The 24,400-nt window shown below is 37.6% G+C and carries 25 protein-coding genes; 12 read left to right on the forward strand and 13 right to left on the reverse strand.

All coding sequences use genetic code 11. The features are described 5' to 3' along the window. The first annotated feature begins 36 nt into the window (after nt 1-36). The 6 genes from EHQ70_RS18240 (at nt 37) to EHQ70_RS18265 (ending at nt 4,469) form a co-directional block, all read left to right on the forward strand. Nucleotides 37-1,215, forward strand: coding sequence for a DUF445 domain-containing protein (locus EHQ70_RS18240; protein ID WP_135588871.1), 1,179 nt, complete (start codon nt 37-39; stop codon nt 1,213-1,215). Next, nucleotides 1,212-2,174 (forward strand): NAD-dependent epimerase/dehydratase family protein, encoded by a 963-nt coding sequence (locus tag EHQ70_RS18245; protein WP_135588873.1) that lies wholly within the window; start codon nt 1,212-1,214, stop codon nt 2,172-2,174. The genes EHQ70_RS18240 and EHQ70_RS18245 overlap by 4 nt, the downstream gene beginning before the upstream one ends. 29 nt (nt 2,175-2,203) lie before the next feature. After that, nucleotides 2,204-3,013: a hypothetical protein gene (locus tag EHQ70_RS18250; RefSeq protein ID WP_135588875.1), complete on the forward strand. Its 810-nt coding sequence runs from the start codon at nt 2,204-2,206 to the stop codon at nt 3,011-3,013. Nucleotides 3,014-3,158: 145 nt separating this feature from the next. Continuing rightward, nucleotides 3,159-3,506, forward strand: a complete 348-nt coding sequence (locus EHQ70_RS18255; RefSeq protein WP_135588877.1) for an ArsR/SmtB family transcription factor — start codon at nt 3,159-3,161, stop codon at nt 3,504-3,506. Further along, nucleotides 3,499-3,936, forward strand: a complete 438-nt coding sequence (locus EHQ70_RS18260; protein ID WP_135588879.1) for an arsenate reductase ArsC — start codon at nt 3,499-3,501, stop codon at nt 3,934-3,936. Before EHQ70_RS18255 ends, EHQ70_RS18260 begins: the two co-directional genes overlap by 8 nt. After that, nucleotides 3,933-4,469 carry a DUF6428 family protein gene (locus EHQ70_RS18265; RefSeq protein ID WP_135588881.1) on the forward strand — a complete coding sequence of 179 codons (537 nt, stop codon included), beginning with the start codon at nt 3,933-3,935 and terminating at the stop codon, nt 4,467-4,469. The genes EHQ70_RS18260 and EHQ70_RS18265 overlap by 4 nt, the downstream gene beginning before the upstream one ends. Before the next feature lie 11 nt (nt 4,470-4,480). Here EHQ70_RS18265 and EHQ70_RS18270 read toward each other — a convergent pair whose 3' ends face one another. From EHQ70_RS18270 to EHQ70_RS18305, 8 genes are all read right to left on the reverse strand, one after another. Continuing rightward, nucleotides 4,481-5,488 carry a sensor domain-containing diguanylate cyclase gene (locus tag EHQ70_RS18270; RefSeq protein ID WP_135588883.1) on the reverse strand — a complete coding sequence of 336 codons (1,008 nt, stop codon included), beginning with the start codon at nt 5,486-5,488 and terminating at the stop codon, nt 4,481-4,483. A 41-nt stretch (nt 5,489-5,529) separates the two neighbouring features. Then, complete coding sequence (locus EHQ70_RS18275) at nt 5,530-6,117, reverse strand: DUF6962 family protein (RefSeq protein ID WP_135588885.1); 588 nt, start codon at nt 6,115-6,117, stop codon at nt 5,530-5,532. 65 nt (nt 6,118-6,182) lie between these two features. Next, a complete protein-coding gene (locus EHQ70_RS18280) occupies nt 6,183-7,970 on the reverse strand; it encodes a PAS domain S-box protein (protein ID WP_425270056.1) in 1,788 nt (595 codons plus the stop codon). Between the two features lie 119 nt (nt 7,971-8,089). Beyond that, nucleotides 8,090-8,803, reverse strand: coding sequence for an SCO family protein (locus tag EHQ70_RS18285; RefSeq protein WP_135588889.1), 714 nt, complete (start codon nt 8,801-8,803; stop codon nt 8,090-8,092). Beyond that, nucleotides 8,800-9,366: a toxin-antitoxin system YwqK family antitoxin gene (locus EHQ70_RS18290; RefSeq protein WP_244288413.1), complete on the reverse strand. Its 567-nt coding sequence runs from the start codon at nt 9,364-9,366 to the stop codon at nt 8,800-8,802. Before EHQ70_RS18290 ends, EHQ70_RS18285 begins: the two co-directional genes overlap by 4 nt. Nucleotides 9,367-9,392: 26 nt before the next feature. After that, nucleotides 9,393-10,349, reverse strand: a complete 957-nt coding sequence (locus tag EHQ70_RS18295; protein ID WP_244288414.1) for a YHYH protein — start codon at nt 10,347-10,349, stop codon at nt 9,393-9,395. Between the two features lie 91 nt (nt 10,350-10,440). Beyond that, nucleotides 10,441-10,914 carry a GNAT family N-acetyltransferase gene (locus EHQ70_RS18300; protein ID WP_135588891.1) on the reverse strand — a complete coding sequence of 158 codons (474 nt, stop codon included), beginning with the start codon at nt 10,912-10,914 and terminating at the stop codon, nt 10,441-10,443. A 242-nt stretch (nt 10,915-11,156) separates the two neighbouring features. Continuing rightward, nucleotides 11,157-12,323 carry an acyl-CoA dehydrogenase family protein gene (locus tag EHQ70_RS18305; RefSeq protein WP_004785316.1) on the reverse strand — a complete coding sequence of 389 codons (1,167 nt, stop codon included), beginning with the start codon at nt 12,321-12,323 and terminating at the stop codon, nt 11,157-11,159. A 59-nt stretch (nt 12,324-12,382) separates the two neighbouring features. On the opposite strand from EHQ70_RS18305, the gene EHQ70_RS18310 reads away from it, so the two are divergent. The 4 genes from EHQ70_RS18310 (at nt 12,383) to EHQ70_RS18325 (ending at nt 17,440) form a co-directional block, all read left to right on the forward strand. Next, nucleotides 12,383-13,456, forward strand: a complete 1,074-nt coding sequence (locus tag EHQ70_RS18310) for an alpha/beta hydrolase (protein ID WP_135588893.1) — start codon at nt 12,383-12,385, stop codon at nt 13,454-13,456. A gap of 53 nt (nt 13,457-13,509) precedes the next feature. Then, a complete protein-coding gene (locus EHQ70_RS18315; protein ID WP_135588895.1) occupies nt 13,510-14,214 on the forward strand; it encodes an SDR family NAD(P)-dependent oxidoreductase in 705 nt (234 codons plus the stop codon). Nucleotides 14,215-14,341: 127 nt separating this feature from the next. After that, on the forward strand, nt 14,342-14,758 hold the full coding sequence (locus EHQ70_RS18320; RefSeq protein ID WP_135588897.1) for a restriction endonuclease: 417 nt from the start codon (nt 14,342-14,344) through the stop codon (nt 14,756-14,758). A 195-nt stretch (nt 14,759-14,953) separates the two neighbouring features. After that, complete coding sequence (locus EHQ70_RS18325; protein WP_135588899.1) at nt 14,954-17,440, forward strand: NACHT domain-containing protein; 2,487 nt, start codon at nt 14,954-14,956, stop codon at nt 17,438-17,440. Nucleotides 17,441-17,602: 162 nt separating this feature from the next. Here EHQ70_RS18325 and EHQ70_RS18330 read toward each other — a convergent pair whose 3' ends face one another. Then, the gene (locus EHQ70_RS18330; protein WP_135588901.1) at nt 17,603-18,115 is read right to left on the reverse strand and encodes an SRPBCC family protein; all 513 of its coding nucleotides are present in this window, start codon (nt 18,113-18,115) and stop codon (nt 17,603-17,605) included. After that, on the reverse strand, nt 18,096-18,455 hold the full coding sequence (locus EHQ70_RS18335; protein ID WP_135588902.1) for an ArsR/SmtB family transcription factor: 360 nt from the start codon (nt 18,453-18,455) through the stop codon (nt 18,096-18,098). The genes EHQ70_RS18330 and EHQ70_RS18335 overlap by 20 nt, the downstream gene beginning before the upstream one ends. Nucleotides 18,456-18,684: 229 nt before the next feature. On the opposite strand from EHQ70_RS18335, the gene EHQ70_RS18340 reads away from it, so the two are divergent. Further along, nucleotides 18,685-19,050, forward strand: coding sequence for a DUF4180 domain-containing protein (locus EHQ70_RS18340; protein WP_135588904.1), 366 nt, complete (start codon nt 18,685-18,687; stop codon nt 19,048-19,050). 73 nt (nt 19,051-19,123) lie between these two features. On the opposite strand, the gene EHQ70_RS18345 is transcribed toward EHQ70_RS18340, so the two are convergent. The 3 genes from EHQ70_RS18345 to EHQ70_RS18355 form a co-directional block, all read right to left on the reverse strand. Beyond that, entirely contained in the window at nt 19,124-20,218 is a 1,095-nt protein-coding gene (locus EHQ70_RS18345) for a GAF domain-containing protein (protein ID WP_135588906.1), read from the reverse strand. A 125-nt stretch (nt 20,219-20,343) separates the two neighbouring features. Beyond that, nucleotides 20,344-21,249, reverse strand: a complete 906-nt coding sequence (locus EHQ70_RS18350) for an aldo/keto reductase (RefSeq protein ID WP_135588908.1) — start codon at nt 21,247-21,249, stop codon at nt 20,344-20,346. After that, nucleotides 21,246-22,409 (reverse strand): LLM class flavin-dependent oxidoreductase, encoded by a 1,164-nt coding sequence (locus EHQ70_RS18355; protein WP_135588910.1) that lies wholly within the window; start codon nt 22,407-22,409, stop codon nt 21,246-21,248. Before EHQ70_RS18355 ends, EHQ70_RS18350 begins: the two co-directional genes overlap by 4 nt. 90 nt (nt 22,410-22,499) lie before the next feature. On the opposite strand from EHQ70_RS18355, the gene EHQ70_RS18360 reads away from it, so the two are divergent. Beyond that, complete coding sequence (locus tag EHQ70_RS18360) at nt 22,500-24,365, forward strand: SLC5 family protein (RefSeq protein ID WP_135588912.1); 1,866 nt, start codon at nt 22,500-22,502, stop codon at nt 24,363-24,365. The last annotated feature ends 35 nt before the right edge of the window (nt 24,366-24,400 follow it).

Below are 24,400 nucleotides of genomic sequence, written 5' to 3' on the forward strand. Positions count from 1 at the left end.
GAGAATGGGCTGACAGCGGAACAATGGAAACTCCTAATGATTCCCTTCACGTATGGATTTGTGGGTTGGGTGACCAATTGGCTGGCCCTGAAGATGACTTTCTACCCCATTCAATTTGTCGGAATCCCTCCCTATTTGGGCTGGCAGGGAATCATCCCTCGAAAAGCACATAAAATGGCCAGTAAGTCCGTGGATGTGATCACGGAACGTCTTTTGAATATCAAAGAAGTCTTTTTAAAAGTAGATCCCAAAAAAGCAGAGTTAGTTTTTTTACCTGCACTGGAGCCTAGCATTCGCTATACGATGAGAGAATTTTCGGATAGCCTTGATCCCAAACTTTGGGATATGATTCCTGAAGTCGTTAGAGAAGAAATATATCATAAGGTCAAACGGGAAAGTGGAGTCACGATCAGAAAGGTAATCCGTAAACTCCAAAAGGACATTGATTCCCTTTTTGATGTCAAAACCTTAGTCCTAAAGAAATTATCTGGCAGTAATGTTGGTCTTGTTGTGGAACTATTCCAAGAAGTAGGAGCTCCTGAGTTTCGATTCATTGAAAGGTCAGGATTTTATTTTGGATTTCTTTTGGGACTTGTCCAAATGATTTTTATGATTTATTTTCCCTTAAATTGGACCCTTCCCATCCAAGGTGTGATTGTAGGATATCTTACCAACTACCTTGCTCTTGAGATGATCTTTCGCCCCTTACTCCCGAAAAAGTTTTTAGGAATTTTTACTTACCAAGGTTTATTTTTAAAAAGACAAACAGAAGTTTCTAGACTCTATGCAAAGTTGGTGAGTGAAAAAATTCTAACTCCAAAAAACATTCTCTCAGAATTAATTTTTGGAAAGGCATCCAAAGAGATCATCGACATCATTCGGAAGGAAGTGATCCACCATGTAGATACAATTACTTTCCTTGCAAAACCTGCCCTTTATGCTTCTGGAAAAATCGAAGAGTTTGATGCAGCCAAAGAAAGGATTGCTGTGGCTATGGCAGACAATGCCGTAGAAAAATCATTTCATTTAGAAGAGTATTTAGGATCTGCCTTAGAAATTGAAATGATGATGGGAGATCGAATGGCGGCACTTCCACCCAAAGAATTTGAATCTATTTTAAGATCTGCCTTTCAAGAAGATGAATTGTTATTAATTTTAGTGGGAGCTGCTCTCGGTGCAGTTGTGGGATGGTTTCAAATGGTATTTCTCGTATGACAAAAACAATTCTCATCACAGGAGGAAGCGGAGTTCTTGGAAAAGAATTATTAAAAGAACTAATCAGCGATTACAAAATCATTGCCATCGGAAAAAACTATGCAAATTTTCCCGATTCAATTCGGTTTCATAAAAATTTTAAATTTTATGAAAGGGATCTTTCTCAAATAAAAAATCCCGAAGAGTTTTTAATTCCAGAACCAATCCATTTGATTTTACATTTAGCGGCCGTAGTTTCTGGGGCAAAAGTCACAGAAGAAGTTTACCACCAAATCAACGTTAATTCTACAAAGTTACTTGTCGAATTTGCTAAAATAAAAAACATTCCTCATTTTGGATTTGTAAGCTCTGTTTCTGTTTATGGATCCAAAGAAATCAATTTAAACATAAACAGCGAAAGGATGGGCACCACCATCTATGCAAAAACCAAAGCCCTAGCGGAAAACTATATCCTAAATTCTGGAAAACCTTATTCGCTTTTTCGAATGGCAAGTATTTATGGGAAAGGAACCAAAAGTTTTATTTCAAAATTACGATCTCTCTCTAAATTAAAGATTTATCCTTATATTTCTTCCTCTCGAAAAAAATCTGTCCTCCATATAAACGATGCAACAAAAGCATTAGTGGCATGGACAAAACAAACATTAGATGGAAAAACCCCGAAACTTGTTTATGTATTCTCTCACCCTGAATTTGTAACCGTAAACCAAGTCATTCAGACATTCCAAAGTTTAGGAATTATAAATAAATTTCTTTTCCCAGTTCCGGTTGGTGGATTCTTTGCAAAAATTCTGGAATTGGCCTTCCGGATTTTGGCCTTCCTCAAAAGGAAACCTTTTCATGGGTCTCCACTCCAACCCTTACTCGAATCGGTGGCCATCCATGATCCTTCTTCTTGGGAAAATTTGGGAATTTTTCCAGAACGAGATTTACGAAAAGGACTCACTGACTATCAATAATTAAGGTACTGGGGGCCGATATTCTAAGTATGAAAAAGCGACTTTGCCTACTTGTTTTATTATGTCTTACTCTTTCTCATTTGGATGCAGCAACGTGGATAGAAGATTCACTCAGTTTTGCATTTGAATATCCAAGAGGTTGGGCAAAGTCAGTTTTACGCCACCCCGATACAGTCCGGATTCAATTTTCAAAAACCAATCGCGAAGCTGTCCTTCAAATTGATGTGGCTCGACGCACCAAAGACTACGATATCGACCGCTTTATTGAAGAAACGATAGATACCTTTCTCACAAAATATCCAGACTTAAAACTCGTTCGGGAAAAAATATTGGAAAACGAAGTAGCTGGATTTGATGAGTCCGTCTTCATCGTGTTACACTATACAGAGCACAAACAATTGGTTTCTAATCGATTTTTGTTTCATCGAAAGGGTGGCATGTATTATGTGATCCAAGCAAAAACATCCAGAGCCCATTACGCAAAATATTCGAAAGATTTAGATTTGGTGATGAAAAGTTTTCGAAGAGAAACTCGCACTAAAAATAGATGGCGTAACGATAGTTTGGCGCATTTAGATCCAATTAAAGACGAAAGAATCATCCAATACATATCTATTACCATAAGGCCAATTGATTCCTTTCCTCGCGAACAAGGAACCAAAAACAAAGATGAGGATGGATGGTTGTTCTCTGTGGAAGGAAACAAAAAACCAAATCCAGGAGAATGGGACAACCGACCGAGACCACAAAATGACAATGGTTATACGCCCGCAGATGTAAAACCAGATACTCCTACCTCAGATGAACCTGTGGTGATTCCCGACAGTTCTGGCCTCTAGAAACCCTCACACACGCACTAAAACCGATTCCTGGTCTATTTTTTTCATTCTCATCCCCCTGAAAGGGGGATACCTCCCCGAAAGTCCTCTCATTTCCGTTGACAGGAATAGACCAAATCTGTTTATCGTATATTTACGATAAACTATGGCTCAGAACAAAAAAACAGAATTCCCGGAAAAGATCCAGAAGATCTCAGCCTTTACCAAACTTCTTTCCCATCCTGCAAGACTTTCGATCTTAGAAGTATTGGCAAAAAAACAAACATGTGTTTGTGGAGAAATTGTTGAGATTCTGCCGCTAGCCCAATCCACAGTGTCTCAACATTTGAAAGAACTGAAAGAGGGTGGACTCGTGAAAGGAGAAGTCGAAGGGACTTCCTCTTGTTATTGCATCCACTGGGAAAATTTGAACCTAGCCTATCAGGAATTTTCAGAACAAATCCAATTCCTTCAAAATTACAAAAACCAAAATCAAGGTAACTGTTGTGAATAACCAAAAAAATATTCTAATTCTTTGTACAGGAAATAGTTGCCGGAGCCAAATTGCCGAAGGTTGGATGCGGTTCTATGCAAAAGAAAAAGCGAATGTGTATAGCGCAGGGATTGAAACTCATGGGGTGAATCCAAAAGCCATCGCTACGATGAAAGAAGTAAACATTGATATTTCAAACCATACTTCAAATCACATCAACGAATACAAAGATATCCAATTTGATTTCCTTATCACCGTCTGTGACCATGCAAAAGAAAATTGTCCTTACTTTCCAAGTGATGCCAAAAAGTTTCATCAAAACTTTACTGATCCTTCCAAAAAAATAGGAACTGAAGAAGAAATTAAAAAAGCTTTTGCAGAAACGAGAGAAGAAATTCGAAAATATTGCGAATCGTTTACAAACCAGGAATTACAGGAGAAAACAAAATGAAAACACTTACTTGGAAGGACTTTACAACCAGTTTGGACCTCTATCCAGAACTACATCTAAAATTTGAATATGGTGAAAATAAAAAGATATTTCCGAATTATCATATCACTGAGTTCAAACTAGCAAAAATTCAATCTGTAGATTGTGGTGGGAAATCAGATTCTTGGTTTGAAATCATTTTACAAGTGTTAGAACCAAAAGTGGAAGGAGATACCGAATCCATGACTCTTGCCAAAGTAAATTCCATTCTAAAAAAAGTAAATGGCTCTATGGATATTCCGAATGATGCTACATTACGAATCGAATTTGGAAATACCGAAACAGCAATGAGGCAATACTTTGTGTCCGAGATGTTACCCAAGGAAAATTCCTTTGTCATCCAGTTGAAAGATGGAAAAACAGAATGTAAGGCAAGTGTCAGTTGCGGATTGCCAAAAGATGTGGTTACTTTCCCTAAATTAGAAAAATCCAGTTCTGCTTGTTGTTCCCCGAAATCTAAAGAAAATGTAGAGGAACCAGCAGGTTGTTGTTAGGTCTAAAAACCTTATCCAGCTTTTTTAGACCGTTTGTGTTCATACATACGGCTATCAGCAATTGCCATTAAGGTTTCCGGTTCTGTTCCATCTTCGGGAGAAAAGGAGAGGCCCATACTGGTTTTGATTTCCAATTTGGTGGTATCAAACTGAACTTCTCCTTCCACCATTTTGGTTAGGTTTTTCAAATGTCCTAAGGTAGACTCCTTTGACTCGTGGTGGATCATAATGAGACCGAATTCATCACCGCCGAGCCTCGCAAATACATCCTGGTGTTGGAGCAAATGGGAAAAACGACTGGCAAACTTAGAAATATAAAAATCTCCTGCGGCATGACCATGGGTATCATTCACAATTTTTAAACCATCCAAATCAAAAAGAGCAACTGTTAGAAAAGATGGATCATCTTGGACTCTATGTAGTCCCCTTCTCAAATAATCATAAAAAGCAGAACGATTGTAAACACCAGTGAGGGCATCGTGACTGGCAAGGTAGGCCATAGATTGAAGGCTTTTTTCTCTTTCTGCCCAACGGTATGCATTGTGCAAAATAGCAGCCATAGTTCCCGACAACATATTTAGCACATAAGTTTCGTTAGTTGTATAATAATCGACTACAGCACTATGTACTTTTAAAACACCGAGAACCTCAGAATCAGAATACAAAGGAAGTACGATCATGGAACGAAGGCCCACTCTGCGGCAAGCATCTCTATTGACCCGATCATCCATTTCGGAATCAGCACAATATAACGTTTCTTTAGATTGTAGACTTAAACCAGAAAAACTTCCCTTGACTGGAATCCTAAGTCCAATTTGTTTTTCTCCCATTCCACTTGCTGCTCGATAAACTAAATCTTCACCTTCGACAAGTTCGAATACAGCCCCATCAGAGTTTGTGATCTCTTTGGCTCGAAGAGTGATGAGATCTAAAAGAAAAGGAATATCTGGTTTGGATGCTGTTAATTCTGTTTGGAGTTTTAATATTTTTTCTAATGTTGAATTAGAGGAGTTTTCCATAGTCACACTTGGAAATATTCTAAAAACTCCTCAGTTTTAATCTAGCTTAATTTTTTGATTCCCTCTGCTATGCAGTAATTGGCAATTGCAAGTAAGATATGGAAGATATCAACGTTCAGAATAGAACCCGTTGATCCTTTAGTACCAATCACTAGACCTGCAACAATAAACAAAACAGAACCGATGATTCCCATCACTGCTGCATTTGATTTTCTAGGAAATCGAACAAGAGAGCTGATAAGAATGATGAACATTGCAATTCCACCAACAACTGTCGAATAAATACCTAGTGGATAGAGATAAGAGAAAGCTAAGTAAAGAAGAAAGGCGACAGCAATGAAAAGGAAAAAAGTTTTTTCCGACAAAGAACGAAAAGTGAAGTGAAAGAACGCCAACCCTAAAAGAGGAACACCTACACATCCCGACAATCCCACAAAAAAACGATAGATAGAATCGAGTGTGTTTATCCCGAGAAAGTGAATCGATCCGAGCCCTGCAGAAATTCCAATGATGGCAAATCCATAGAGTGCAGATCGAGAGGGAATGGAAGACTTTCCGACGAACCGGTAAGCCATCGCCAGGGAAACTAAGGATAGGACTAAGTCCGAAAGAAATGTTGAGAAAACCATGGCACGAATTAGAACTAATTTAGTACAAGATGCAAGATAAAATAAATTACCTGATTAGAATAAATTCAAGGAACTATGACTCTTTGCGATTTTAGCACAATGTCTTGGATGATTTCGTCTAGTTCCTTTGCTGATTCGATGAGATGGTCCAGGCTTTTTCGCTCTTCCGTAGGAGACAAAGTGCCCGTTTTGATCAAATCCACAATCCCCATAAGTTTGGCCAAAGGATTTCGCACCACATGAGACTGGGTCCAAGCAATGGCTTTTAGTTTTTCGTTTTGGGTTTGGATGGCCGTAATCTGAACAACTCGTTCGGTCACATCATGAAAATTATCTACGATCCCACCAATACTCTCATCATCCATTAAGTTGGTGATCGTAGATTCCAACCAACGCCAAGAACCATTCCGATGTTTGACTCTGAAATTATGACTTGGAAGAGAGTTTCCTTCCGGAAGTGTCACAACCTCTTCCAAACGATTTTTGATTTTGGGAATGTCATCGGGATGGATGATATCAAACAAATTCATATCCAATGCTTCCAATTCCGAGTATCCTAAAACTTTTGTAATGGAAGGGGAAACATATTTAGGATTACCATTTGTGCTAAGTATGGCGATGGCATCTGCCCCATTTTCTACGAGGGCTCGGTAACGTTTTTCGCTCGAAGCAAGCTCCATTCGTTTTACTATCAAATCGGTAATGTCTTTGGAAAAACAAGCAAGGCCTGAAATTTGTTTGTTTCCATTTTTGATAGGATTAAAAAATACTTCGCGATGTTCCTCTTTACCTGTAATGGGACTAATGAATCTTTCATATGATTTAAAAGTTTCTCCAGATAATCCTCTTTCATAATAACCCTTCCATTTTTCATAGAAGGCTTCTCCTTGGTTTAGAATCAGAACAGAATCCCCTTCTTTGGCAATTGTCCCAAGAAGAAATCCCATCACATCCAAAAAGGCTTGGTTTGCAGCAATCAAACGGAAGTTAGAGTCGAGTGACCATACCAAATCGGAAGTACTATTGATGAGTGCTTCTTGATTTTGTTTGGTACGAATTAGATTTTCTTCAGCGATCACTTTTTCGGAAATATCACGTGTGACACTAAGCACAGAGATAATTTCTCCCGTTTGATTGGTGAGAGGAACTGCTGTACTTTCCATCCAACGTTGTGTTCCTTTAAAACCAATGATTCGAAATCGTGCACTGGACTGAATTCCCTGGAGAGCATTTTTATGTAAGGATTGATAAAATACTAAATCTTCTGGATACACTAAGTTTTCTACTTTCTGACCCAATGCATCTTCTAGATGGTCTGCTTCGATCATTTGTAAACCGGCAGGATTCATCTCAACAAGAATCCCATCTGGAGAAACTACTTTCACACATTCTGGTTCTGATTGTAAGATGGAACTTAGTCTCATTTCTTTTTGTAAAAGATTTTGATAAGCTTCTCTTTGTTCGGTGATGTCTTGGAAAATTCCAACAATTTGTAAGGGTTCATTTTTTTCGTTTCGAACCACATCAGCAAGGGAATGAATGATTTTTACTTTGCCTGTAGTGGTGATGAGCCTACATTCTAAATCGTAATCGATTCCCGTTTCTAAAACTTCCTGCATATGTTTGACAGCACGTTCGCGGTCATCTGGATGGACAGATAAAAATCCTTTTTCTAAGTCCACAGGCATGTCAGAAGGATCCATTTCCAAAATATGAAACACACCTTCTGACCAATGTAAAGTTTGAGCCACGAAGTCTACTTCCCAATGCCCGAGTTTCCCCAAGGTTTCCATCTGACGAAGTATGAGTTTGTGATTTTTGTCTTCTCCTTTTGCATTTGAAGGAGGGATTATATTTTGATTATCTTCTTTTTCCACAAACAGTCATACCTCCTGAAACAGGAGTATGATTCTCACAGAGGAAAAAATATAAGTCAGCCTTTTTTTTTAATTAAAAATGAAAAACAAATCCATTATTTAGCTACAACAGATTCCTTAGTGAGAATTTTGATATCTTCTAACATTGTTTTGATAGACTCACTTCGATTTCCATTATAAATTCCGCGAAAGTATAAATCCTTATCTATTAGAAAAATTTGTTCTGAATGAACAAAGTCTTTAGTAGCATTTTTATTTGTTGTATTTGTGTCGGCTTGGAATGTATTTCGTGCAATTTTAAAAATTTCCTCTCTATCTCCTGTGACCAAATTCCAATAACGGGAATGAATCCCCTTTTCTTCTGCAAATTTTTTCAATTCAGGAGGAGTGTCCAAATCTGGAGTCACTGAGTAAGAGACAATTTGAATGTCCTTAGATTTTGCAATTTCAGATTGTACAAATTTTAAATTTCGAATGATATTGGGACAAAGGCCATGGCATTTAGCAAAAAAAAATGATACGATTGTCACTTTGTCTTTAAAATGTGATTCACTGATGTTCTCATCGAGTTGATTTTTAAACGTGAAGGTGTCTACCTTTCGCGCATCAGAAGGTTTTAGATTTTTATCCATCCAAAAAGATTCCAAATCGCGACCACGAAAATATGGCAGAGTATCTTTTTTAGGAGTATCAAAGAATGTTAACTTAGAATCTTTTTCTCCATCTTCTCGATAGAACCAACCACAAGAAATGGTATTGGAGATACATATAAAAACGAACCAGAAGAATAGACGATTGGAAATGATCATGGATTGATTACTGTTTTTTTATTTGTTTCGTCACCTTTGAGTTTAAAACAAAGTTTAGAACCTACCACTCCGAATAATCTTTCAGGCGAATAGGTATAATTGGAATAAATTTTTCCATCTTTACGCCAAACTTTAGTCCCAACATTGATTCCATTTTCAAACTTAGCATACCGATAGACCCTTCCATCATCATGCCATTCCCAATGATCTCCTACGGCTAGATCATCTTGATAGGAATATTGGAATCTAGCTTTGCCATTTTCATACCAACCTCGATGAATACCGGTCCGTTTTCCTTGTTTATAAAAATACTCAGCACTGGTTTGGCCATCGGGAAAAATATCAATCGTTGGTCCGTCTTCAAGGCCGTTCCAAAAAGATGTGATACGAATGGTTCCATTCGGATGGATTGATTTCATTTTCCCTGAGAACTTCTGGCCTTTGTAGTAATAGGTACTTTCTAAACCAAGACTGATTTCAGGATCGTTATCCATGACTACCTCTCCACAATGGAGTAGAGAGGTAAGTAGGAAGATAAAAATAGGAATTTGTTTTAGTTTCACGAATTCTAATGAATCACTAAAATGAATTAGTTTGCGGACCCGCCTGCTCCGATGAGTTTACCAGAAAGAAGGATACCATTGACCTCTGTCCCATTATTCACATGATAATGATGACCCGTGTTAGTCGTTTTGGTTGTATTGTAATTCGTTGCCCCTGCCCAAGTGGTTGGCACAGCAGTACTGGAACCAGCATCCGTACACTTTGTGCTACTATTTGCACCACCTAATGTAAATCCAGTTGTCAGACCTGTCGTTATCGCATTATGTTTTTTTCCAAAAATCAAATACCCATCTTGTGCGATCCCAACTAAGTTACTATCGTTATTGGAAATTTTTGGTGGTTCTACATGGTAATGGTAGGCACCAGTATTCGTAGGATGTCCTTGTGAGGAATCAAATGTATAATACTCAGTAGAAAGAGAGTCTCCAGGAGCTGCTTGGTCATTGTAGATGGCAATACCATTCGTAGAAACTCCAATCATACCAAAACTTGAAGTTGTTGCGGTTGTATTTTGGTTATCCATAGGAACGGTTAAGGTATAATTTTGTGATTTGATTAAATTGGGATTTTTGGCATTTGCCTGGCCTGAGTTCACATACATAGTAGATTCGTAACCCGCACTAGACGAACCCCAATAAATACTTTTGTATGTTGGCAGTGAGTTAAACTTAAAAACATAGTTGGATCCACTAACAGACACCGTCACACATGTGAAACTTGTCTGAATCCAATTAGGAACTCCCGCCCCAAAGGTTGTTGTACAAGTTCCCGTATAACTGGAGGAACTACTGAGAAGTCCAAGTAGTGCGAATGAAGTTAGGTCGGTTTCTTTTTTTTCACCGGCACAGTTCATAGAGAAAACAAAAACAAACGCTAAAGATAATGTTTTTTTAAACATAGGGAAAAACATACGAACAGAAATTCGTATGTAAAGTTTATTTTTGAATTGTTTAGGAATTTCGATAAAATCATTAGAAAACAATCTCGGATTTGCACTAAGGATTTATCCGCACAAAACTCCATTGCCACAATGCGCGTTTTGATAAAAACCTTTAGAATTCAGAAGTATGATTTTAGAGAATTATTTTTTTCTCAAAACAAATGGCCGTAGGATCTGATACCCATTTACCAAATGCGGGAATTTCTTTGAATCCAAAGTTTTTGTATAATGCAAGAGCTTCCGGTTGTGGTGCGCCCGCTCGGAGGATGATAGAAGAATAACCGTCGATTTGGGCTTGTTTTTCTAATTCGCTTAACAAAGATTTAGCGATGCTATTCTTTCGAAACTTGGGAAATACATAAACTGCATCCAACTCGCATTGTAAATCATTGAACTTTGTATAAGCGACTGATCCCATAACTTCACCTGTCGCGGAATGTTCAGCGATGAAAAACCTACCTTGGGGAGGTAAAAAATCTTGGAAATCCATTGGATTGGGTGCTTGGAAACCGTATCGATTTTGGATTTCCTCCCAGAGATGATCCGAACATTGTTTGGAGTTTGGATCTATGGTTTCGACGACTCGAATGGTAAAATTTTGATTCATAAATGTAGAAAGATGAACGTTTAGAAATTTAAATTTGCAAATCCTATTTTTAGGTGGAGAGAAATTGGAAGGTGTTGTATAGGGAAGTCATTGGGTGGCGGGTGGTCACACCCCACCCAATTCAGGGCGGGGATACGTACATCCAATCCTGTACACCCCAGCAAACCCCAAAATAAAAAACCCCCTGACAATGCCAGAGGGTCCATTTAAAAACAATTCAGTATTCTATTAGAATATTTGAATTAGTCTTTTTTAGAAGCTGCTTCTTTGATTACGTAAGCTGCAATTTCGTTCTTTTGGATTTGAGTAGTTCCTTCGAAGATTGTGAGAATTTTGGAATCTCTCATCAACTTCTCAACAGGATACTCTTTCGTGTATCCGTATCCACCAAAAATTTGAACTGCGTCAGTAGCACACTGAACCGCACATTCAGAAGCGTATGCTTTTGCAATCGCAGAGTATTTTGGAAGGTTAGGATCGTTTGCATCAGAAAGACGAGCTGCTTTGTAAGTGATCTCTCTTGCAGTTTCTACTTTGATAGACATATCAGCTAACATGTGTTGCACTGCTTGGAAAGTTCCGATTTTAACTCCGAACTGTTCTCTCTCACGAGCATAACGAGCTGCGTGGTCAAGTGCTGCTTGCGCCACACCCACACCCATAACCGCTACGAACGGACGAGAAGCATTCAAAGTTTGAAGAGCGTAAACGAAACCGAGGTTTTCTTTTCCTACAAGTGCGTCTTCACCTACTTCACAATCTTCAAAAATAACTTGGTGAGTGGAAGATGCTCTAATTCCGAGTTTGTCTTCTTTTTTACCAACAGTAAGACCTTTTGCGTTACGTGGAACGTAGAAACAAGAAACTCCACGTGTTCCGCGATTTTTATCAGTATAAGCAAATACAGTAAAGGCTTGTGCATCAGATGCACCAGTGATCCATTGTTTCGCCCCGTTGATGATCCATTTGTCGCCTTTTTTCTCTGCACGAGTGGTCATACCAGGAACGTCAGAACCAGCACCTGGCTCAGACAAACAGAAAGAAACTCCGAACTTTCCGTCTGCAATTTCAGGAAGCCATTTTAATTTTTGTTCGTGAGTGGCACCTTTTAAAATTGGAAGGATTCCAAGACCAGTGTAAGCAAATCCGAGAGCGATTCCTAGGCATCCACGAGAAAGTTCCTCGATGGCTAAACACTGCTCGATCGCGCCAAGTCCCCATCCACCGTATTCTTCTGGAATGACAAGACCGTTAATTCCGAGTTCCGAACGCATTTTATTGATGAGTTCTGTTGGGTGTTGGTTTTTCTCATCCCAGTGCAATGCGACTTCATGTGGGATTTCTTTTTTTACGAAGTTACGAACTAAATCTCTGATTTCAAGTTGTTGCTCTGTGAATTGGCTATACATTCCGGGATGTTCCTTCTGAGAATGGGGTATTTACTACCTTTTTTCGTACGACCCTTCCTATGCCAAGGGTTTTTCTCTCTTTACAAGAAAGCAAATTCATTGTAAAATTTTCCATTTGTATGGCTAAATCGTGTTCTTTATTCCACAACCTTCGACAGCTGTCTGCTGTTTTCCTAATCACTGTTTCCTTCGTCCTAATTACCTGTTCTGGCCGACCGAAATACGAACCCAAAGCAAATCTAAGTTATGCGAACTTTGAAGTTTACTTCCAAGAGAAGTTAAACGAAAGCAAACAAAAGAATCACAGACCAGGTAACGAAGAACGTTATATCAGTTTTGGGAAAAAAACTCCCTTAGCTTTTTTATACATTCATGGATACGGTGCTTCCCGTGCAGAAGGAGAAGAGGTGATGGAAAAGTTGGCTAAAAAATTCAAGGCCAATACTTACCTACTTCGTTTGCCAGGTCATGGAACCAACAAAGAAGACCAAAGGGATCAAAATTTTAACAACTACTTAGATGCATCGCGCGAAGCTTTGTATATGATGCAGTCACAAGGAGATCGTGTGGTTGTGTTTGGAAGTTCCATGGGTGGTCTTCTTGCCACTTGGCTTGCGTCCGAGTACCCAGAAGAAGTAGATGGTTTGGTTTTAGCAAATCCATTTTACGCACCAGTGGATAGTAGTTTGAATTTATTCAACTATCCTGGTGGACTTACCTTCATCCATTTGCTCAAAGGAAAAGTAAGAGCATCCGCGCATAATAACAATCCCAAGGTGTTGCCAGAAAGAAATAACTATTGGTATCCGGAGCAATACTTTGCAGCCCTTACTGGTGTGAATGATTTACGAAATTATGCCGCTGTTCCTGATGTGTTTAGAAAAGTAACTTCTCCCGCATTACTTTTGTACTACTACAAAAGTGATAAAGAACAAGACCCAACAGCGAGTGTTCCTAAAATGTTAGAAGGGTATACCAATTTTGGTTTGGACAAAACGCCAAATCCTCTCAACAGGAAAGTGGCAGTCGAAAATGGAATGCACGTTCTGATGTCTAAGTGGATCATCACAGACAAAGCCTTTATCGAAGCACAAACAGAAAAATGGCTAACCGAACTTTCTAAGTCTAAGTAGAAACAGTCTATAAAAGGACGGTAGGTCAAAACTACCAAAGGAGATTTGATTCCATGAAAGAATCCAAGGAACGCATTGCACTTGTCACAGGGGCCAACCGAGGGATTGGAAAACAAGTCTCCATCGATCTGGCAAAACAAGGAATCTATGTTCTCATAGGTTCCCGAAATCCTGGAGAAGCAGAAGATACACTTGCCGCTGTTCAGGCCGTTGGCAAAGGGGAAATCCTTTCCCTTGATGTTTCCAAGGAACAAAGTATCAGTGAAGCACTCGATACCATCACAGGGAGTTTTGGGAAATTAGACATCCTTGTAAACAATGCGGGGATTTTTGCTGACCCCGGTTCTTTCTTTGATACCACAAGTGAAGACCTACATAGAACCCTTCTTGTGAATCTTTACGGCCCACTCCGAATGATTCAAGTATTTCTACCGATGATGATCCAAAATAACTTCGGTCGCATTGTGAATGTTAGCTCAGGTATGGGACAACTATCAGAAATGGGCGGTGGGTATCCAGCCTACCGCATTTCAAAAACTGCGATCAACTCGCTCACGGCTCTTTCTAGTGTGGAAGCAGTGGGAAAAAATATCAAAATCAATTCGGTATGCCCTGGTTGGGTGAAAACGGATATGGGCGGTGCCAGTGCCACAAGGCCTGTGGAAAAAGGTGCGGAAACCATCGTTTGGGCAGCAACGTTACCGGATAGTGGGCCAACCGGAAAATTCTTTCGGGATAAAAAAGAGATTAGTTGGTAGATATGCAAAACAGATTTTGTTAATCGTTTGAACAAGCATAGGGTTACTAAATGAATGATCAGTAACTTGAGTAATATTGGAAATATCAACAACTAGCTACATTTATCAAAAGGATTTCATATTTTAAATGAAAATTTTAACAGAAGATCTAATAAAAAAAGAGCTAGCAAATAGCAAGCCACCGTTTGCCTATAAAGATATAAAGGATTATCCGATTAATGACCTAGATCATCGAGTTTTTGAAATCTTCATATATACTCTTTTTGAAAGTGTAATAAAATATCCAGATAAAAATAAGCTGAGTCATATCAAAAGTAATTTTGATAAAGTCCACTTATGCAGAGGTATTAAAGATGGCGGAAGAGATATCATTCTTTCAAGTGTTGGAAAAAACAATGGTGTTGTTCAATGCAAGAGATACAATTCACCTATTGATAAATCACTTGCTGCAAAAGAAATTATTAAATTCTGTTTAAACTCCTTATTCAATAAAGAATTTATTGAAGAAAAAAAATTTGATTATTATCTTGTGACTGCTAGTTAATTTACAGAATCTGCAAAAACTTTACTTTCCGATTTCAATGCTCGAATTTTCGAAGATAAAGATGAATTAGATAAATGGATTCTCCAAATACTCAATGGAAATCCCACAATAAAAAGCCAATATAATGAAGCAGTCGATCGAACTAAATTAGAGGATACGCTTATCAATATAAGAATTTCTTATATTTATAATACAATGTTAAACCAATATATTATATTTTATGAAGAAATTATCATTCCGCTTTTCTTTCAGGTTAAAGTGTTAGTGGTTCAAAACGAGAGAGAGATTAAAGAGAAAATCGATAGAACGTCATTAATTTTACTCTACTTAGAACATTTAGAGTTAGAATTAGGAAGCATATATTTCGATGGATTGCCTTCAGACAATGAGATGCATACCAAAGTAAACATTGAAAATTTGTATGTTCAACTCAGATTTATTTTTTGGAAAAAAGACCAAAAATATCCAGAATTCAAAGCAGAAAGAAAAGCTCTATTAGAGTCCCATAACAAAAAGACATATATAGATATGGATATGGATATGGATTTCTATCCACTTCCATTTTTCAACAACTTGCATGATGAGGAAATTCTTAACTTATCTTATAATTCTGTAATCTTGGGTATGCCGGGAAGCGGAAAGTCTATGTTTTTGAAAAATATAGCAATAAATCACGCAAAAAACTTCAGAGAATCTATACATAATTCGAATAATAACACTTTATTTCTACCACTTCTGATTAGATGTAGAGATTTTGATTTTCTAAACTTAGAAAATTTCACTAAATTACTATATTCCACTTTTACTCGTTCAGAAAAATTACTTGGCTATGAAAAGGAATTCAAATCACTGATTGATGATTATATTTCAGAAGGCAAGCTTTTGATTCTTGTAGATGGCCTAGATGAAATTTCTGAACCAGGCATTAGAACTAGATTTATAAATAAGCTCAGACAATTTATGGATGCTTATCCTAAAATAAAGTTCTTGATTACATCACGAGAAACAGGCTACAGAATTATAGCCTCTTCATTAGTAAATCATTGTTACCATTTTGAAATAGCAGATTTTGATGATTTTCATATAGAATCACTAGTATCTAAATGGTATAGCATTATCTATGGAACCTCTGCCGAAAGAGCTAACGAAGCAATTGCACTTGCAAAGTCTATTAGTGATTATGATCGAATAACAAAAATTGCTAAAAATCCTTTATTACTAACAACCTTGCTTTTAGTTAAAAGATGGGTTGGTCAACTTCCGACCAAAAGATCAACCCTCTATGACAAAGCAATTGAAGTTCTACTAATGACTTGGAACATAGAATCATACCAAATATTAGATAAAGATCAAGTTCTCCCTCAATTAAGTTATTTAGCATATTATATGATGGAAAGTGGAGAGGCTAGAATTGCATTAAATAAATTAAGAAAAATTTTACAAGAGTCTAGAGATGCTTTTCCAGAAATTGAATACACTATTTCCGTAAACGACTTCGTAGAAAAAATTGAAATGAGGTCAAGTCTATTGGTAATGGCCGGATTCGATTACTCTAACGGGCTCAGTGAAGCAATTTATGAATTTAGACATTTAACATTTCAGGAATTTCTGGCTGCATATGCGATCAAAGAAGGATTTTTACCACAAAATTTAAGTTTAGAGAAAGAAAATATTATTGAAAAATTTTTATTTCAAGAATCATGGAAAGAAACAATCCTATTGTATAACGTTCTATCAGGCAGAGAAAGCAAAAAAGTAATAAATTTAATTTTAGAGAATATTAGTTATAACTTAAACAACGAAGAAAAAATTCAACCTCTCCTGGATTTGCTATTTAATTCCTTAATCGATGAAATACTTATAAGCAAAGATTTAGTTGAAGACTGTATTGATTATTTATTTAAATACTACAATTTATCAATTGGAACCAAAATCTCCAAGCTACTCTTAATAAACAAATACAAGGATATCTTTGATACTTGTTTTTTGAAGCACCTGCAGAGTGATAACGATTATTCACGCCTTCTGATTTCAATTTTTTCCGAAAATTTCAATGATCTATGCATCAATAAAATATTTCTATTCGAATGGATTACCTTTATTCTAAATGCGCTAAAAACTAATGACGAAAAAATAAACAAAACTTTTTCATTAGCGATGTATGATATCTTTTATGCTTTGTCTATGAGTAAATTCAGCGAAAACCTGAAAGAAAAAATAATTGGTGAGTTTTTTACTCAATCTCTGGAGTTAATTAAAAATAATATCATTAATGACAGACAACTTAATCAATCGCTAAAAACACTAAAATTTTTGACGAGACTCATGATTGAAGCAGAGCTCAAGATGGAATATGACGAGATCTTGAAAATTATTTATGCAAAATTAGAACACATAAGAGACTCAAAGAATGAATTATTCATGCTTTATATTAGAACAATTGCAATTCTTCCATTTTCAAATAATTTTAGGATTGAAAAACCTATACAAGAATTGCTCATATTTTCAAAGGAAAACTTAAATTCCGACGATAATTATGTTTCTAGATTTAGTAAGTTATATTTATTTCTCAGAAATGAGATGAATTCAACAGTGATTATTTCTAATAAAATGTATCACTTTCCAGAAGAAGCAATATTTGAAAAAATTTATGAAAATATTAGTATCGATAACACCCGCTAACTAATTCATTTTGGAATTACTCTTGATCCATTACCCTTTTAGAACTCATAACAAGAGAACGTTTTTTCTAATCGTTACAGGTTATGCAACATTCTGAACCTCGGAAATAAAACCGAGGCAAATCAAAATCGCTCACTACTATCGAATTGTTTCCATCTCCGATCAAATCTCAGCCAACAATTTATCCAACTCCATATAACATTCCGCCATTCCATCTGCGGCACCCGATTCCACCATCATCTTACACATTTCCGCTGAAGCATATCGACAGAGGTGTCTCATCAGTGTTCGTTTGCCTTCCGTAATAAAGGTACGTGATTCGAATGTGGCATTTGGATCTTCGGGAGCCTTAGGGTCGAAGGTTGCCATATCCATAATATAATTTTCGGTATTGGCTAAAGTTTCAGGAACAACCACTTCTCGAAAAGTTCCGTATACACCAGATTTATTTCCATTTTGATCCGCATAGAGATACAAGTATTTACCACCGACTTTCAAATCTTGTTCGCAAGTATCAAGAACCATACCTTCTGGACCAATTAGCCACTTTTTCATTAACTCAGGTTTGGTATGACAGTCAAAAACCAATTCTCTTGGTGCGTCGAAGTATCTTGTAAATACAACTTCTGTTTCACCTCGACGTTCTAACTTAACTTCATTTTTGTTTGTTGTCATTTTTTTTCTCTCCCTTGGTTTGTATTGTTTGTAATTCTAAAAGTAGTCCATCTAACACTTGATATCGTTTTTCCCACATTTGCCGATATTTTTCGATCCAGTCGATTGCCGTTTTAAGTGGTGCTGTTTCCAGTCTACGTGGCCTCTCTTGGGCTCGGATGGTAGTAGAAACAAGTCCAGCCTCTTCCAAAACTTTGAGGTGTTTGGAAATAGCAGGTTGGCTCATACGAAACGGTTTGGCAAGTTCCATAACGGTTAAATCACCTTTCGCAAGGCGCATAAGGATGGCCCTACGAGTGGGGTCAGCAAGGGCAGAAAAAGTAGCGTCAAGTGTTTGCATAACTAATTGGTTATATAAATATTTAGATATATAATATAGGAATGTCAAATCTATTTTGAAAAGAAATGAGGAAAACAATTGCCTTTGCCGGCGGATTTTTCAGTTTTTCTTTCGTTTGGCTCCAAGGTTCCTTTAAAACCGGATCTCGAACCTGTCTAAAGAAAGATCAAAACTTTAATGAAACTACGAAAATCCATAGAATATCTCAAATGGATCTGCAAAGTAACCAATGAACATTCGTAAAATTAACAAAAACAATATTGAAATCGCAGTAGTCGACTCAAACGAAACTTTGATCACGGACGGATCCTCTGCCCTGGATTTGTTTGCCACAATTCAATACGATTCTGGATGTGATCGCTTCATATTGAAACTATCTCATTTTGCGGAAGACTTCTTTGATTTAAAAACAGGACTAGCAGGAATCGTGTTACAAAAGATAATCAACTACCGAATGAAACTAGCAATCATCGGCGATTTTTCTATTTATTCTAGCAAAAGCCTAAATGATTTTATTTACGAAATGAACTCAGGAAAAGATGTTTTTTTTCTAAATTCAGAAGAAGAAGGAATTCTTCGTCTGAGTAAAGTTTAACAATCACACAATCACAAAGTTTTGTTGAGATATTTTTTTATCAAAACAAAACTGAAATAATTTGTATCCAAATCTAAGAAGCTGAAGATTCCTTTTCCAAAAAAACAATTTTTGACAACAAATCAATATTATGTTTTTCGATCGTGTTGGCAAGGCCAATCCCCAAAAGTTCAAAGACCCTTTGGAACAATTCGATAGATTCTATTTTTTGATCTTTAAATCCATAAAAACCTAAAACACCAATGGTTTGGTTATGAACTTTAAGAGGAAATTCCATCAGGCAAGATACTCCCAGATCTAGTAAATGATCTCTCACACGATCAGTTGAAGTCGCAGAAATTTCGTTTATCATAAAAGCAGAACCAGATAAACTCTGGTGTGAGAATTTCGATTCTTCCTTAGAAAATCTTTGTCCCTCAAAAATCCCATGTACATTCCCTTCGACAAGACTGTACTCCCAATTTTCACCAACTTTGGAGGCAATCAGTCCTAAAGGTAAACCAAAAAGTTTAGTTCCTGTTTGTAAATAATTTCGGCAAGTTACAGTGAGATCAGTCGACTTTGTAGAAAGAAGTCGAAATAACTCGGCTAAAGAATGTTTCACAAACGATGCAGTATTTAAAGTTTGTGCAATTAAATTTTCATTTTTGTATCGAATCAATTCTTGGCTAAGTTTGTCTGCAATCACATCGATGAGTTTTAAGTTTTTGAATTTATGTTTAAACTTATCTTCCACTATCATTCCAATAACTCCGATGACAGTCCCTATATCAGATCGAATCGGATATCCTAAATACATTGCGGACGATTTGTCCGGAATGATTTCACTGAGAGAATGAAAATAAGTATCCTCACCAATCAAACTCATTTCAAAAATCATATTGGAATCAACTACATGGTGGCAAGGGAGCGAATATTTAGAAACTGTTTTCGGAATTTGAAATGGAACACGACTATGAAGTGCAAGCAAACGAAAGTTTTGTGATTCGGGAAGGTATTCCAAAATCCAAGTCGCGATGATCTCGGGAATCCTTGCTATGGTTCCTACTGTATGATCCCAAACCTCTTCTGTAGGTTCCACAGAATGAAATGAATGTAAATCATCGGCTAAATCCCGAGTCATAGAAATTCCGGAAAAATAATGGTTGGGAGCCAATTCAGAAAGCATAACAAACCACCTCTCCCATCCATCCCATCAAGACTCCCTAAACCGACGAGAACCTAAATCTGCTATATGGGATTTTTATTCAATATAGCGATCAATATCTTTTCAGTTGGTGCAATCGGGTGTCTTTAAGCCACTTCCTTCCCTCGGGCTGCTTCTAGAATCGAAAACCACTCCGCTCGAGTGAGGGGATAGGAAAAACATTCAGCCGCCGACTGGATACGCCCTGGATCATTGGTTCCCAAAATGGGAACCAGTCCTGCCGGATGGTTTAAAAACCAAGAGTAAAGAACTTGGTCAATCTGGGAGCCGTAAACCTTAGCAATTTCTTTTAGTTTGGAAACCAAGGCCACTTCTCTTTCCGACTTAGGTGAAAAAATCCTCCCTCCCCCCGTAGGTGACCAAATCATAGGATGGATTTTGTATTCTAATGCCTGGTCAAAAGTCCCATCAAACAAGGGTTCTGTGTGAAACGGATGAAACTCCACTTGATTTGTAAAAAGCGGTTTCTGATAGCCTGATTGTAACATATGAAACTGTGAAGGTTTAAAATTAGAAACTCCAAAATGATTTACTTTTCCTTCACGAGTTAGAACTTCAAATATTTCTGCTAGTTTATAAGGATCCATTAAAGGATCTGGCCTATGGATGAGAACCACATCTAAATGATCCACCTGTAATTTACGTAACGAACGTTCCACGGAATAACGAATATGTTCTTTGGACGTATTGTAATGTTTTGTGGAGAACTTAGATCCTGGAACTTGGATCCCACACTTCGTGATGATTTTGATTTTTGATTTTAAGGAAGGTAACTTGGCCAAAGCACGACCAAAAAGTTCTTCATTTTCAAAGTTTCCATATATGTCCGCATGATCAAAAGTATCAATCCCAAGACTAAGACAAGTTTCTATTTTTTGAATGATTCTTTCAGGAGAGACTCCTTCTTTATCTTCATGTAATCTCCAAATCCCATAAACCAGTCTTGAGATTGAAAATTTATGTTTCGGAAATTCAATTTGTGGAACTTTCATTTTCTTTCTCCCGTGGTGAGTGGAGTGACAGGAATTCCATTAGGTTTTCGATTTTGCGCTTCGGCAAAGTTGATGGTTTGTAACTTAGGAAGAACTGATTTCGCAAATAGTTTGGATTCTTCAATTAAAGGATAACCAGAAAAAATAAAAGCCCGAATCCCCATTTGGATGTATCTTTGGATTTTTTCATATACTTGTTCAGGTGTTCCGACAATAGCCGAACCACATCCAGAACGAGCAAGACCAATCCCCGACCAAACCATTGGTTCAATAAAAAGATCAGGATCAGCAGACTTTCGCAAGTCATCTTGACGAAGAACTCCCGCCGAATTAGAATCCAATGCCCTGTGTTTGATATCATTTGCTCTTTCTATATCAATCTTTGATAACAATTGTTTTGCGGCATCTCTTGCTTCTTTTTCTGTATCCCTTACAATCAAATGAATACGAAGACCAAAATCGATTGTCCTTCCAAAGGAAGCCGCACGGACACTTAAATCCTTCATTGTATCAGCCAGTCTTTCTTCTGTTTCAGGCCACATCAAAAACACATCACAAAATTCAGCACACAATGTTCTGGCATCAGGAGAAATCCCACCAAAGTAAAGGAGTGGCCCTCCATTTTGTTGGTAGGATTTTACTGGATCTGAAGGCAAATCAAACTGATAGTGTTTTCCTTGAAACTTGATTTGATCCCGAGTCCAACCTTGTTGCAAAATCTGGATGACTTCTTTAGAAATCTCATACCTTGTTTTGGAATCTCTTTGGGTTCCAGGAAGGTCAGAGGAGATGATATTGATATTCAGCCTTCCTTTTAACATATGATCTAAGGTGGACAATGTCCTTGCAAGCATGGGTGGATGGATTTCACCACACCGAATTGCTGTTAGGAGAGATATCTGTTTTGTGAATTGAGATGCAGCTGCGGCAAAAGTTAAAGTATCTTGGCCTGTTTGGTAAGAAGAAGGAAGGAGAATGTTTTGATATCCGAGTTCATCCGCCAAACGAATGATATCCGAACAATGTTCGAAACTAGAACGTAATGAACCATCAGGCACTCCCAAATATTCATAGTCTCCATTACAAAGGTCACAAAACCAGGAGACTTCTACGGCAGGATTTTCGGATCGAATGGCGGGTGCTTTAGGGATCGGATTCATTGTTTTTCTACTGGAAGATAGGTCTCGGACAAAGACAAGAGAGAATTCCCGGAAATCTATCGCTTGCCATAATTTCAGAAAATATCCAATATGACGAATCAATTATCTGCTATGATAACAAGTATCGACTTTCTATTTTTTGGACTCACCTTCCTTCTCGTTCTGGGCGTCGGAATGTACGCCGGCCGGAAAGAATCCTCCTCTTCCGATTATTTTCTCGGGGGCCGTAGCCTTCCCTGGTGGGGGATCGCTGGATCCCTATTTGGAACCAATATTTCGGCAAACCATTTGGTCGGAATGCTTGGAATTGGATTTTCCGTAGGTTTTGCACAAAGCCACTACGAATTTGGATCAATACCCGCGATTGTTCTCTTGGCTTTTGTTTTTCTACCGCTCTTTCGACGTAAAAAATTCTATACCCTCTCTCAATTTCTCCAGAGCAAATTTGGACTCGGCGCTGGAAAAATCTATTCTGGAATTTCGCTCATCTTAATCACCATCCAACTGACTGGGGCTTTGTACATTGGTGCCCGAAGTTTTCTTCCCTTTATCAAAGATACAGGAATCCAAATCACCTATACAGAAGTTGTCATTTGGATTGCATTTACATCAACCATCTACACATGGTTTGGTGGTTTAAAATCAGTGGTTTACACCGATGTCATCCAAACCTTTCTTATTTTAGCCTCTGGATTACTCCTTGCCTACCTTTCCATCACTAGGCCAGAGGTGGGCGGGATCTTCGAACTTTTTGCCAAAGAAGAAAGTCGCGGTGACGGACTTAGTAAAATGAATTTGTATCTCCCACCAAACCATCCTACACTTCCTTGGACGGGAGCCCTCAGTGGACTTTTTTTGTTACATATTTTTTATTGGAATACCAATCAATATGTCGTACAGCGCACGCTAGGTGGGAAATCCTTAAGGGAAGCAAGACTCGGAATTTTGGTTGGGGGTCTACTCAAACTAACAGTTCCTTTTTTCTCTATCCTTACTGGAGTGGCTGCTTACCAAATTTGGACTTCCCTTGGTGAAACCGCAAACATCGCACCAGACGAAGCTTTCTCCAAGTTGGTTGTGCTTGTAGTTCCATTTGGATATGGGCTAATCGGAGTGATCCTTGCAGGCCTTCTCGGAGCCATTTTTTCCAGCATTGACTCTATGTTACATTCAGCAGCCACACTCTTTACGATTGATTTTTACAAACCATTCCGAGAAAAACTAGGCAAAAAATTAGGCGATGCAGAAGAAATGAAAGTTGGCCGAATCTTTCTTTTGGTTTTTTCGGTATTGGTCACAGTCCTTGCCATTCTCTTTGTGGATCCCAATTCTAAGAAAAATTTCTTTATCGAACTTTCCAACCAAAGTTCTCATTTTACCCCTGCCCTACTTGTAGTTTTTTTATTTGGAATTTTAAATATAAAAATCAGCAGTCGAATGATCTGCATTACAATTCTAATCACACCGATTTTTTCATTTCTGATTCCAGTCCTTTACTCTGGAATTGCACCCAAATCCATCAAACAAATGTTTGGTGCAGAACTCAACTTTTTACATAGAGTTTTTTTTAGTTTTCATTTTGCTCTTGTTTTACTTGTTTTTACGGCCCTGGTTCAAAACAGACAAAGGAAAAATTCGGAAGTTTTGAAAGAAAAGGAAAGTTCCCTTTCAAAACGAAAACAATGGATATCCATGATCATCCAATCCCCAAATACTAAAAGTTGGATTTTGTTTTTGGTTCTATTTTTTGCACTCATTTCCTTCAGAATCCAAATACCGGAATATAAAATATATTTATCCATCTCAGGATTTTTTCTTTTTGTAATTTATTCTTTTTTCATAACAATCCGAAAAAGATCACCAAACCAATCCGTGGCGAATCTCTTTCGAAAACGAGACGAATGGTTGTATGGAATCCTTCTGGGATTTACATTTTTGTTTTACCTCTGGTTTTAAAATCGCTTTAAAAGACAGATCGATCGGTTATGATG

Origin of the sequence: Leptospira congkakensis (genome assembly GCF_004770265.1) — a bacterium.
Classification (GTDB): domain Bacteria; phylum Spirochaetota; class Leptospiria; order Leptospirales; family Leptospiraceae; genus Leptospira_A; species Leptospira_A congkakensis.

Bases quoted from the DNA above. Each gene is read 5' to 3' on its own strand.
- EHQ70_RS18305 (WP_004785316.1), bottom strand. From the start codon at position 12,323: ATGTATAGCCAATTCACAGAGCAACAACTTGAAATCAGAGATTTAGTT.
- EHQ70_RS18265 (WP_135588881.1), top strand. From the start codon at position 3,933: ATGAAAACACTTACTTGGAAGGACTTTACAACCAGTTTGGACCTCTAT.
- EHQ70_RS18300 (WP_135588891.1), bottom strand. From the start codon at position 10,914: ATGAATCAAAATTTTACCATTCGAGTCGTCGAAACCATAGATCCAAAC.
- EHQ70_RS18250 (WP_135588875.1), top strand. From the start codon at position 2,204: ATGAAAAAGCGACTTTGCCTACTTGTTTTATTATGTCTTACTCTTTCT.
- EHQ70_RS18270 (WP_135588883.1), bottom strand. From the start codon at position 5,488: ATGGAAAACTCCTCTAATTCAACATTAGAAAAAATATTAAAACTCCAA.
- EHQ70_RS18240 (WP_135588871.1), top strand. From the start codon at position 37: ATGATTCCCTTCACGTATGGATTTGTGGGTTGGGTGACCAATTGGCTG.
- EHQ70_RS18310 (WP_135588893.1), top strand. From the start codon at position 12,383: ATGCCAAGGGTTTTTCTCTCTTTACAAGAAAGCAAATTCATTGTAAAA.
- EHQ70_RS18315 (WP_135588895.1), top strand. From the start codon at position 13,510: ATGAAAGAATCCAAGGAACGCATTGCACTTGTCACAGGGGCCAACCGA.
- EHQ70_RS18320 (WP_135588897.1), top strand. From the start codon at position 14,342: ATGAAAATTTTAACAGAAGATCTAATAAAAAAAGAGCTAGCAAATAGC.
- EHQ70_RS18325 (WP_135588899.1), top strand. From the start codon at position 14,954: ATGTTAAACCAATATATTATATTTTATGAAGAAATTATCATTCCGCTT.
- EHQ70_RS18350 (WP_135588908.1), bottom strand. From the start codon at position 21,249: ATGAAAGTTCCACAAATTGAATTTCCGAAACATAAATTTTCAATCTCA.
- EHQ70_RS18355 (WP_135588910.1), bottom strand. From the start codon at position 22,409: ATGAATCCGATCCCTAAAGCACCCGCCATTCGATCCGAAAATCCTGCC.
- EHQ70_RS18340 (WP_135588904.1), top strand. From the start codon at position 18,685: ATGAACATTCGTAAAATTAACAAAAACAATATTGAAATCGCAGTAGTC.
- EHQ70_RS18255 (WP_135588877.1), top strand. From the start codon at position 3,159: ATGGCTCAGAACAAAAAAACAGAATTCCCGGAAAAGATCCAGAAGATC.
- EHQ70_RS18345 (WP_135588906.1), bottom strand. From the start codon at position 20,218: ATGCTTTCTGAATTGGCTCCCAACCATTATTTTTCCGGAATTTCTATG.
- EHQ70_RS18285 (WP_135588889.1), bottom strand. From the start codon at position 8,803: ATGATCATTTCCAATCGTCTATTCTTCTGGTTCGTTTTTATATGTATC.
- EHQ70_RS18245 (WP_135588873.1), top strand. From the start codon at position 1,212: ATGACAAAAACAATTCTCATCACAGGAGGAAGCGGAGTTCTTGGAAAA.
- EHQ70_RS18360 (WP_135588912.1), top strand. From the start codon at position 22,500: ATGACGAATCAATTATCTGCTATGATAACAAGTATCGACTTTCTATTT.
- EHQ70_RS18275 (WP_135588885.1), bottom strand. From the start codon at position 6,117: ATGGTTTTCTCAACATTTCTTTCGGACTTAGTCCTATCCTTAGTTTCC.
- EHQ70_RS18330 (WP_135588901.1), bottom strand. From the start codon at position 18,115: ATGACAACAAACAAAAATGAAGTTAAGTTAGAACGTCGAGGTGAAACA.
- EHQ70_RS18335 (WP_135588902.1), bottom strand. From the start codon at position 18,455: ATGCAAACACTTGACGCTACTTTTTCTGCCCTTGCTGACCCCACTCGT.